This is a genomic window from Pseudoalteromonas sp. Z1A6 (assembly GCF_011378745.1).
GTDB classification, from domain to species: domain Bacteria; phylum Pseudomonadota; class Gammaproteobacteria; order Enterobacterales; family Alteromonadaceae; genus Pseudoalteromonas; species Pseudoalteromonas arctica.
The window spans coordinates 1-9,396 of the sequence record NZ_WTKW01000161.1 but is presented as its reverse complement, the minus strand read 5'-3'; the positions used below and the strand labels follow the sequence as shown (position 1 = coordinate 9,396).

17 protein-coding genes are annotated in these 9,396 nt (G+C 42.5%); all 17 read right to left on the bottom strand.

The features are described from left to right. Positions 1 to 683: 683 nt before the first annotated feature. A complete protein-coding gene (gene rplQ, locus GQR46_RS11425; protein ID WP_002959450.1) occupies positions 684 to 1,085 on the bottom strand; it encodes a 50S ribosomal protein L17 in 402 nt (133 codons plus the stop codon). 39 nt (positions 1,086 to 1,124) lie between these two features. Beyond that, a complete protein-coding gene (gene rpoA, locus GQR46_RS11420; protein WP_002959452.1) occupies positions 1,125 to 2,111 on the bottom strand; it encodes a DNA-directed RNA polymerase subunit alpha in 987 nt (328 codons plus the stop codon). 24 nt (positions 2,112 to 2,135) lie between these two features. Beyond that, positions 2,136 to 2,756, bottom strand: coding sequence for a 30S ribosomal protein S4 (gene rpsD, locus GQR46_RS11415; RefSeq protein WP_002959461.1), 621 nt, complete (start codon positions 2,754 to 2,756; stop codon positions 2,136 to 2,138). A 21-nt stretch (positions 2,757 to 2,777) separates the two neighbouring features. After that, positions 2,778 to 3,164: a 30S ribosomal protein S11 gene (gene rpsK, locus GQR46_RS11410; RefSeq protein WP_002959471.1), complete on the bottom strand. Its 387-nt coding sequence runs from the start codon at positions 3,162 to 3,164 to the stop codon at positions 2,778 to 2,780. Positions 3,165 to 3,176: 12 nt separating this feature from the next. Then, positions 3,177 to 3,533 (bottom strand): 30S ribosomal protein S13, encoded by a 357-nt coding sequence (gene rpsM, locus GQR46_RS11405; RefSeq protein WP_007584664.1) that lies wholly within the window; start codon positions 3,531 to 3,533, stop codon positions 3,177 to 3,179. Positions 3,534 to 3,657: 124 nt separating this feature from the next. Further along, on the bottom strand, positions 3,658 to 3,771 hold the full coding sequence (gene rpmJ, locus GQR46_RS11400; RefSeq protein WP_002959476.1) for a 50S ribosomal protein L36: 114 nt from the start codon (positions 3,769 to 3,771) through the stop codon (positions 3,658 to 3,660). 22 nt (positions 3,772 to 3,793) lie between these two features. Then, complete coding sequence (secY, locus tag GQR46_RS11395; RefSeq protein ID WP_007584663.1) at positions 3,794 to 5,122, bottom strand: preprotein translocase subunit SecY; 1,329 nt, start codon at positions 5,120 to 5,122, stop codon at positions 3,794 to 3,796. A 10-nt stretch (positions 5,123 to 5,132) separates the two neighbouring features. Continuing rightward, on the bottom strand, positions 5,133 to 5,567 hold the full coding sequence (gene rplO / locus GQR46_RS11390) for a 50S ribosomal protein L15 (RefSeq protein ID WP_002959480.1): 435 nt from the start codon (positions 5,565 to 5,567) through the stop codon (positions 5,133 to 5,135). A 4-nt stretch (positions 5,568 to 5,571) separates the two neighbouring features. Beyond that, positions 5,572 to 5,754, bottom strand: coding sequence for a 50S ribosomal protein L30 (gene rpmD, locus GQR46_RS11385; RefSeq protein WP_002959482.1), 183 nt, complete (start codon positions 5,752 to 5,754; stop codon positions 5,572 to 5,574). Between the two features lie 2 nt (positions 5,755 to 5,756). After that, the gene (gene rpsE / locus GQR46_RS11380; RefSeq protein WP_002959485.1) at positions 5,757 to 6,263 is read right to left on the bottom strand and encodes a 30S ribosomal protein S5; all 507 of its coding nucleotides are present in this window, start codon (positions 6,261 to 6,263) and stop codon (positions 5,757 to 5,759) included. Positions 6,264 to 6,272: 9 nt separating this feature from the next. Further along, positions 6,273 to 6,623, bottom strand: coding sequence for a 50S ribosomal protein L18 (gene rplR / locus GQR46_RS11375; protein ID WP_002959486.1), 351 nt, complete (start codon positions 6,621 to 6,623; stop codon positions 6,273 to 6,275). 9 nt (positions 6,624 to 6,632) lie between these two features. Next, on the bottom strand, positions 6,633 to 7,166 hold the full coding sequence (rplF, locus tag GQR46_RS11370; protein WP_002959488.1) for a 50S ribosomal protein L6: 534 nt from the start codon (positions 7,164 to 7,166) through the stop codon (positions 6,633 to 6,635). Between the two features lie 13 nt (positions 7,167 to 7,179). Continuing rightward, positions 7,180 to 7,572 carry a 30S ribosomal protein S8 gene (rpsH, locus tag GQR46_RS11365; protein WP_007584660.1) on the bottom strand — a complete coding sequence of 131 codons (393 nt, stop codon included), beginning with the start codon at positions 7,570 to 7,572 and terminating at the stop codon, positions 7,180 to 7,182. Between the two features lie 21 nt (positions 7,573 to 7,593). Beyond that, complete coding sequence (gene rpsN, locus GQR46_RS11360) at positions 7,594 to 7,899, bottom strand: 30S ribosomal protein S14 (protein WP_165741003.1); 306 nt, start codon at positions 7,897 to 7,899, stop codon at positions 7,594 to 7,596. 10 nt (positions 7,900 to 7,909) lie between these two features. After that, positions 7,910 to 8,449: a 50S ribosomal protein L5 gene (gene rplE / locus GQR46_RS11355; RefSeq protein ID WP_010554915.1), complete on the bottom strand. Its 540-nt coding sequence runs from the start codon at positions 8,447 to 8,449 to the stop codon at positions 7,910 to 7,912. A gap of 16 nt (positions 8,450 to 8,465) precedes the next feature. Further along, positions 8,466 to 8,780 (bottom strand): 50S ribosomal protein L24, encoded by a 315-nt coding sequence (rplX, locus tag GQR46_RS11350; protein WP_002959496.1) that lies wholly within the window; start codon positions 8,778 to 8,780, stop codon positions 8,466 to 8,468. Between the two features lie 10 nt (positions 8,781 to 8,790). Continuing rightward, positions 8,791 to 9,159, bottom strand: a complete 369-nt coding sequence (gene rplN, locus GQR46_RS11345) for a 50S ribosomal protein L14 (protein WP_002959498.1) — start codon at positions 9,157 to 9,159, stop codon at positions 8,791 to 8,793. Positions 9,160 to 9,396 lie beyond the last annotated feature (237 nt).

The following is a 9,396-nucleotide window of genomic DNA, read 5'->3' as shown; positions in this document are numbered from 1 at the left end:
GAGATCCGAAAACAGATCAACCCTTTTTTGAAGAAAACTTGAAATAAAGTGCTGTTCGCTGAGTATTTGAGCTAAACGCTCAAAAACACAACTAAACCACCTGTATCAAGAAGTTTATAGGGCTATTTAAAATCAAAATTATGATAACTAGCTATCAGTAGAGACGTATTTGGATCAACAATCCTGAAAAAGCCAACCAATAAGTTAAGAGTCGTGTTGCTAAAATCATTTGAAATAGTCAAAAGCTGAGATTTGAATTCATTGGGCTATGTTTTATTTAAGAAGTGAGTTTACTTAGGCCGCAATGATTAGCTTTACTATGAGGTTCTTAGTACCGGTATATAGATTAAGAGAGCGAACGCTATATCTTCTGATAAGCTCTAATAAATAAAAACTTAATCAGGGATTGCTTAATGGTAGTTAAATTCGAAGTGCTATCATTAATAACTGTAAATCACTATATAATGAAAATGATCTTTAACTAGAACCTGATAGGCTATTTTCAATCAATGGTAAGTAAAGAGTCACTAGGTAGCTATTAAAATAGCTGTCAAAACAACCTATCGATTCAGAATCTATGAGTCGATACACATAATAGAAGGTAATTACTCGTTCATATAGTTTGACAAATTTTAGGCAAGAAAAAGCCGAGCATAAGCTCGGCTTTTAGGTTTCTTTAAGACTTACTCTGCAGACTGTGCGTCTTCTTGAACTGCTTCGCTAGTCGCTGGGCGACCAACTAGTTCAATATAAGCCATTGGTGCATTATCACCAGTACGGAAGCCACACTTAAGAATACGAGTGTAACCACCTGGACGATCCGCGTTACGTGGACCGATTTCACTGAATAATTTACCAACAACTTCATTATCACGCGTGCGAGCAAACGCTAAACGGCGATTTGCTACACTGTCAGTCTTAGCCAGTGTGATTAAAGGTTCAATTACACGACGTAACTCTTTCGCTTTAGGCAAAGTAGTTTTGATGATTTCATGTTTCACCAAAGAACCTGCCATATTGCTAAACATCGCTTTACGATGGCTACTGTTACGGTTTAATTGACGACCACTCTTACGATGGCGCATGACCCTATCCTTCTAACTAAACTAATATAGTGATTTAGATTATTCAGCTAAACTTGCAGGTGGCCAATTTTCTAGGCGCATGCCTAGAGAAAGTCCACGTGAAGCTAGCACGTCTTTAATTTCAGTTAGAGACTTCTTACCTAAATTAGGCGTTTTAAGAAGCTCAACTTCAGTGCGCTGAACTAAATCACCGATATATTGAATTTGCTCGGCTTTCAAACAATTTGCTGAGCGTACTGTTAATTCAAGGTCATCAACTGGACGAAGTAGAATAGGATCGAATTCTGGCTTCTCTTCTTTCTCTTCTGGCTCAGTTACATCACGTAAATCTACGAATGCATCTAATTGCTCAGCTAAGATAGTAGACGCACGGCGGATCGCTTCTTCTGGATCTAAAGTGCCGTTTGTTTCCATATCAATGATTAACTTGTCTAAATCTGTACGTTGCTCAACTCGAGCTGATTCAACCGAGTACGCAATACGTTCAACTGGGCTAAATGATGCATCAAGCAACAATCTACCAATTGGACGCTCATCGTCATCAGAGGATAAACGACTAGATGCCGGCACATAACCACGACCACGTTCAACACGAATACGCATGCTGATCTCGCTGTTATTTGTAGTTAAATTACAAATAACGTGATCTGGATTAGCAATTGTTACATCGCCATCGTGCTGAATATCAGCCGCAGTAACAGGGCCTACACCAGATTTAGTCAGGGTCAGAAAAACTTCATCTTTGCCTTCTAACGTTACTGCTAAACCTTTAAGGTTTAATAGTATTTCAATGATGTCTTCTTGAACGCCTTCTTTCGCGCTGTACTCATGTAATACACCGTCGATTTCAACTTCAGTTACTGCACATCCAGGCATAGATGAAAGTAATATACGGCGTAAAGCATTACCCAGAGTATGGCCAAAGCCACGCTCTAATGGTTCTAAAACTATTTTAGAACGCGTTGGGTTGATAGCGTCGATGTCGACTAACCTTGGTTTTAGAAATTCTGTAACAGAACCCTGCATTTTATCCTCTCTTAACTCTTAACTTTACTTAGAGTAAAGTTCGACGATTAGTTGTTCATTAATGTCCGCAGACAGGTCTGAACGCTCAGGTAGACGCTTAAAGCTGCCTTCCAATTTCTTACCGTCAACTTCAACCCAAGTCGGCTTTTCACGTTGCTCAGCCAACTCTAGAGCAGCGATGATACGTGCTTGTGTCTTAGACTTCTCACGGATTACAACAGTATCTTCTGGAGTAATTACGTATGAAGGAATGTTCACAACACGACCATTAACTAAAATCGCTTTATGGCTTACTAACTGACGTGCTTCTGCACGTGTGCTAGCAAAACCCATGCGATATACAACATTGTCTAAACGTTGCTCTAAAAGCTGTAACAAGTTTTCACCTGTATTACCTTTAAGGCGAGCAGCTTCTTTGTAGTAGTTACGGAATTGCTTTTCTAATACACCGTATATACGACGTACTTTTTGCTTTTCACGTAATTGTAAACCGTAATCAGATAAACGACCTTTACGGGCGCCGTGCTGACCAGGTGCAGTCTCAAGTTTACACTTAGAGTCGATAGCTCTTACGCCGCTCTTAAGGAACAGGTCAGTACCTTCACGACGACTCAGCTTGAGCTTAGGGCCCAAATATCTTGCCATGTTATTTCTCCTAACCTATTGTTAAACGCGACGTTTCTTCGGTGGACGACAACCATTATGTGGTATAGGCGTCACGTCAGTAATGTTGGTAATACGGTAACCAGCAGCATTCAAAGCACGTACAGCAGATTCACGACCTGGACCTGGACCTTTGATGAAAACTTCTAGATTTTTTAAACCGTATTCTTGAGCAGCAGTACCTGCACGCTCTGCAGCAACCTGAGCAGCAAATGGTGTAGATTTACGTGAACCACGGAAACCTGAACCACCGGCAGTAGCCCATGATAGTGCATTACCTTGACGGTCGGTAATCGTTACAATAGTGTTGTTGAAAGACGCATGAACATGAGCCATACCATCAGCAACTTGTTTTTTAACCTTTTTACGACGAATTGGTGTCTTAGCCATAATACTATCCCCTTATCGCTTAATAGGCTTACGTGGACCCTTACGGGTGCGCGCGTTAGTCTTAGTTCTTTGACCACGTAGTGGTAAAGAGCGACGGTGACGTAGGCCACGATAACAACCAAGGTCCATAAGGCGCTTGATATTTAAAGTAACTTCACGACGAAGATCACCTTCAACAGTGTACTTGCCAACTGCATCACGCAGTACGTCAAGAATTTCGTCTGAAAGTTCACCGATTTTTGTGGTTTCGGCGATACCAGTCGCTACTAAGATAGCCTTAGAGCGAGTCTTACCTATGCCATAAATAGCTGTTAAACCAATAACTGCATGTTTATGATCAGGGACGTTAATGCCAGCAATACGGGCCACTAACACATCTCCTATATTCGAATTTGGTAATCATCTGTTTGAAAAGCCCGTAAGGATACTCAAACGAAGACCAAATTACTACTAAAAACACAGGCCGAGAAAACTCAGCCTGCACGCTGTTTACTTAGCCTTGCCTTTGCTTATGCTTAGGCTCACTGCAAATTACGCGTACTACACCAGCACGTTTAATAACTTTACAGTTACGGCATATTTTCTTAACGGAAGCACGTACTTTCATTGCTCAACTCCGTAAACTGACCTTATCGACCGTAGCCTTTAAGGTTCGCTTTTTTCAGCACAGAATCATACTGATGAGACATCAGGTGAGTCTGTACTTGTGCCATAAAGTCCATGATTACTACAACGATAATCAAAACTGATGTACCGCCGAAGTAGAATGGCGTTTGCCACGCCATCGTCATGAATTCAGGCACCAGACAGATAAAGGTTATATACAAAGCACCTGCCAATGTCAGGCGTGTCATCACTTTATCAATGTATTTAGATGTCTGCTCACCTGGACGAATACCTGGGATAAATGCGCCAGATTTCTTAAGGTTATCTGCTGTTTCACGAGGGTTAAAAACCAACGCTGTATAGAAAAAGCAGAAGAAGATAATAGCTGCTGCTAGTACAAGTGAGTACAACGGTTGACCTGGGGTCAACGTAGTAGCTACAGCTTGTAATACATCAGCAACTGGACCTTCACCTTGGCCGAACCAGCTAGCAATTGTACCAGGGAACAGAATTATACTACTAGCGAAGATTGGTGGAATAACACCCGCCATATTTACTTTTAGTGGTAAATGCGTGCTTTGAGCAGCAAATACTTGACGACCTTGTTGGCGTTTAGCGTAGTTAACAACAATACGACGTTGTCCACGTTCAAAAAACACTACAAGATAAGTAACAGCGAATACGATTACCGCAACCATCAGTAGTACAAAAACATTCAAATCACCTTGGCGCGCCATTTCGACTGTCGAACCAATAGCAGACGGCAAGTTAGCTACAATACCAACAAATATTAGAACAGAGATACCGTTACCGATACCGCGTTCTGTAATTTGTTCACCCAACCACATAAGGAACATAGTACCAGTCACTAAACTCACCACTGCGGTGAAATAGAAACCCATACCAGGGTTAACAACTAACCCCTCCATCATGCCCGGTAAGCTAGAAGCAATACCGATTGATTGAATAGTAGCTAGCACAAGCGTGCCATAGCGTGTGTACTGGCTAATTTTTTTACGCCCTTGCTCACCTTCTTTCTTAAGCTCTATAAACGGAGGATACATATGCGTTAATAGTTGCGTAATAATCGAAGCCGAGATATACGGCATAATACCCAGTGCTAACACTGAAGCTCGCTCAAGAGCACCACCACTGAACATGTTGAACATTTCAACAATGGTGCCCTTTTGTTGCTCGAAGAAATCGGCAAGTACAGCGGCGTCAATCCCAGGGATCGGCACAAATGAACCTAGACGGTAAATTATGATAGCACCCAATACGAAGAGTAATCGGCGCTTCAATTCCGAAAGTCCACCTTGTGCACTTTTTGTATCTTGACCTGGTTTAGCCATTAGTACTTCCTTAGTCTTCTACCTTGCCTCCGGCAGCTTCAATAGCTTCGCGAGCACCTTTAGAGGCTTTAAGGCCTTTAACGGTAACAGCGCGTGAAACTTCGCCAGATTTAACAACTTTAACGAAAAGAACGTTCTTTTTAACTAGACCAGCTGCTTGTAACGCGCTTAGGTCTACCACATCGCCTTCAACTTTAGCGATTTCAAAAAGGTTTATTTCTGCAGATACTAAAGATTTGCGAGAAGTGAAACCAAATTTAGGTAGACGACGTTGCATAGGCATTTGACCGCCTTCAAAACCAACGCGTACTTTGCCGCCAGAACGTGATTTTTGACCTTTGTGACCACGACCACCAGTCTTACCTAGACCAGAACCGATACCACGACCAACACGTTTTGGAGCAGTTTTTGAACCTGCAGCAGGTGAAAGTGTATTCAAATGCATCGAATTAACCCTCTACCTTAACCATGTAAGAAACCTTGTTTATCATACCACGTACACATGCTGTGTCTTCTAACTCAACAGTGTGGTTGATACGACGTAAACCAAGACCGCGTAATGTAGCTTTATGTTTCGGTAAACGACCGATAGAGCTTTTTACTTGTGTTACTTTTACAGTTTGATTTGCCATGGTTACCCCAGTATTTCGTCTACGCGAAGGCCACGTTTTGCAGCGATTGACTGTGGAGAATTCATATTCTCAAGAGCCGAAATCGTTGCACGCACCACGTTGATTGGGTTAGTAGAACCGTAACATTTAGAAAGTACGTTCTGCACACCAGTCACTTCAAGTACTGCACGCATAGCACCACCTGCAATGATACCAGTACCTTCAGATGCTGGTTTCATGAACACTAGTGAGCCAGCATGACGTCCCTTAACAGGATGCTGTAATGTGTTGCCATTTAGGTCTACGTTGATCATGTTACGACGTGCTTTTTCCATTGCTTTTTGAATAGCAGCTGGAACTTCACGTGCTTTACCATAACCGAAACCTACTTTACCTGCGCCATCACCAACTACAGTTAGTGCAGTAAAGCTAAAGATACGACCACCTTTAACTACTTTAGACACACGGTTCACCGCGATTAGCTTTTCAGCTAGATCAGGCTGTTGTTGCTTTGCTTCTACGTTAGCCATAGTCTACTCCTAGAATTGCAAACCGGCTTCACGCGCAGCATCAGCTAGCGCCTTCACACGGCCGTGATATTTAAAGCCACTGCGATCAAAAGCAATCTTTTCGATGCCTTTGTCAGCCGCACGTTCAGCAACCGCTTTGCCAACTGCTTGCGCAGCTTCAACGTTACCGGTGCCTTTAACTGTTTCGCTAATAGCCTTTTCAACAGTAGAAGCAGCAGCCAGTACATTACCCTCAGCATTTACAACTTGAGCGTAGATGTGACGTGGCGTGCGGTGGATAACAAGACGCGTTGTGCCTTGTTCAATATAATTTCTACGAGTGCGTTTAGCACGACGTAGACGAGCTGTTTTTTTATCCATCGTCTTACCTTACTTCTTCTTAGCCTCTTTACGGCGTACATTCTCATCTGAATAACGAACACCCTTACCTTTATAAGGCTCAGGTTTACGGTATGCACGAATGTTAGCAGCTGTTTGACCAACTAACTGCTTATCTACGCCCTTAACTAGAACTTCTGTTTGGCTTGGAGTTTCAATCGTAATTCCTTCAGGAACTGCGAAATTAACTGGGTGTGAGAAGCCAAGAGTTAAATCTAATGTTTTACCCTTAGCTGCAGCACGGTAACCCACGCCTACTAACTGAAGTTTCTTCTCGTAACCTTCATGCGTACCAACAACCATGTTGTTGATTAGAGCGCGAGCAGTACCTGCTTGAGCCCATGCATTCGCTACGCCATCACGAGGTAAAGTAGTAATAACGTTGTCATTAACTTGTACTTCAACAGCGTTGTTGATAGTACGAGTAAGTTCACCGTTTTTGCCTTTAACTGTGATTTCCTGGCCTTTTAATGTAACTTCTACACCGGCAGGAACAGTAATTGGTGCCTTTGCTATGCGAGACATAGTTCCCCTCCGATTAAGCTACAAAACCAATGATTTCACCACCAACACCAGCACTACGTGCTGTGCGGTCTGTCATTAGGCCTTTAGAAGTTGATACGATAGCGATACCAAGACCACCCATTACCTTAGGTAATTGGTCACGTTTCTTATAGATACGTAGACCAGGGCGACTTACACGCTGGATATTTTCAATTACAGCTTTGCCTTCGAAGTACTTCAATTCGATAGAAAGCTCAGGTTTAGTTTCACCGTTAACGGCGAAATCTACGATATAACCTTCGTCTTTTAGTACTTTAGCTAATGCTACTTTCAGCTTTGAAGTTGGCATCGTTACAGATACTTTCTTCGCTGATTGACCGTTACGAATTCGTGTGAACAAATCCGCGATAGGATCTTGCAAGCTCATAGTCTTACTCCCATGATTCTATTACCAGCTAGCCTTTTTAAGGCCAGGAATTTCACCGCGCATAGCTGCTTCGCGAACTTTAATACGGCTCATGCCGAATTTGCGAAGGAAACCATGTGGGCGGCCCGTAATGTTACAACGATTACGTTGACGTGCAGGGCTAGAATCACGAGGTAAAGCTTGTAGCTTAAGTACCGCGTCCCAACGATCATCTTCAGATGTATTAACATCACTGATGATAGCTTTTAGTGCTGTGCGCTTTTCAGCGAACTGAGCAACTAGTTTTGTGCGCTTTGCTTCGCGCGCTTTCATAGAATTCTTTGCCATAACCCTACCCTTATTTCTTAAATGGGAAGTTAAACGCTTCTAACAACGCACGGCCTTCCTCATCAGATTTCGCAGAAGTAGTGATAGTAATATCCATACCGCGTACACGGTCTACTTTATCGTAATCGATTTCTGGGAAGATGATTTGTTCACGTACGCCCATGCTGTAGTTGCCACGTCCATCAAAAGACTTAGCACTTACGCCACGGAAGTCACGAATACGTGGGATAGCGATTGATACCAAACGCTCAAAAAAGTCCCACATACGCTCGCCGCGTAGGGTTACTTTACAACCAATCGGGTAACCTTCACGCACTTTGAAGCCAGCAACAGATTTGCGTGCTTTAGTGATTAGAGGTTTCTGACCAGAGATTGCTGCTAGATCCGCTACTGCGTTATCTAAAATCTTCTTGTCAGCTAGGGCTTCGCCCACGCCCATATTCAATGTGATCTTTTCGATCTGAGGGACTTGCATGACAGAGCTGAAACCAAACTTCTCTTGAAGTTCCGCAACTACTTTGTCTTTATATACTTCATGCAGTTTCGCCATCATTCTACTCCAACTATTAGATAGTTTTACCAGTAGATTTAAAGATACGTAATTTCTTACCATCTTCAATCTTGAAACCTACACGATCAGCTTTACTCGTTTCCGAGTTGAAGATCGCAACGTTTGATGCATCCATAGATGCTTCTTTCTCAACAATGCCGCCAGCTTGGTTCAATTGTGGAACCGGCTTTTGGTGTTTCTTGATCAAGTTTATGCCTTCGACAAAGATTCGACCAGATTCAGTAACAACTGAAAGCACTTTTCCGCGCTTACCTTTGTCTTTACCTGCTAGTACGATTACTTCGTCATCACGACGTATTTTTGCTGCCATGATTGGCTCCTTACAGTACTTCTGGGGCTAGTGAAACGATTTTCATGAACTTATCATTACGAAGTTCGCGAGTCACAGGGCCGAAAATACGTGTACCAATTGGCTGCAAGTTATCATTTAAGATAACAGCCGCGTTGCTGTCAAAACGGATCAAAGAACCATCTGGACGGCGAACACCTTTTCTGGTACGCACAACTACCGCGTTTTTAACATCACCTTTCTTCACTTTACCGCGAGGAATAGCTTCTTTTACAGAAACTTTAATGATGTCGCCAATCGCTGCGTAGCGACGGTGTGAACCACCAAGGACTTTTATACACTGCACTTTGCGAGCGCCGCTGTTATCAGCAACTTCCAGCTGAGTTTGCATTTGGATCATGTTAATGACCTCCGGTGTAGTAATTACAACGTGTCTAAAATTCGTTTAAAAATCAGACATTTCGATTAAATCCCAATCAAAAAACAAACGAGTTGTCTCTTAAGGGCGGGCAATTGTACCAGCATTGAGGGGGTAGTGATAGGTTATTTTTTAATTAATTTAGAGCGTATGGTTATTAAAGTTGAGTAATTACGGCTATGTAGCTATTTTACAGGTGGTTACAAAACAAACAAGGCA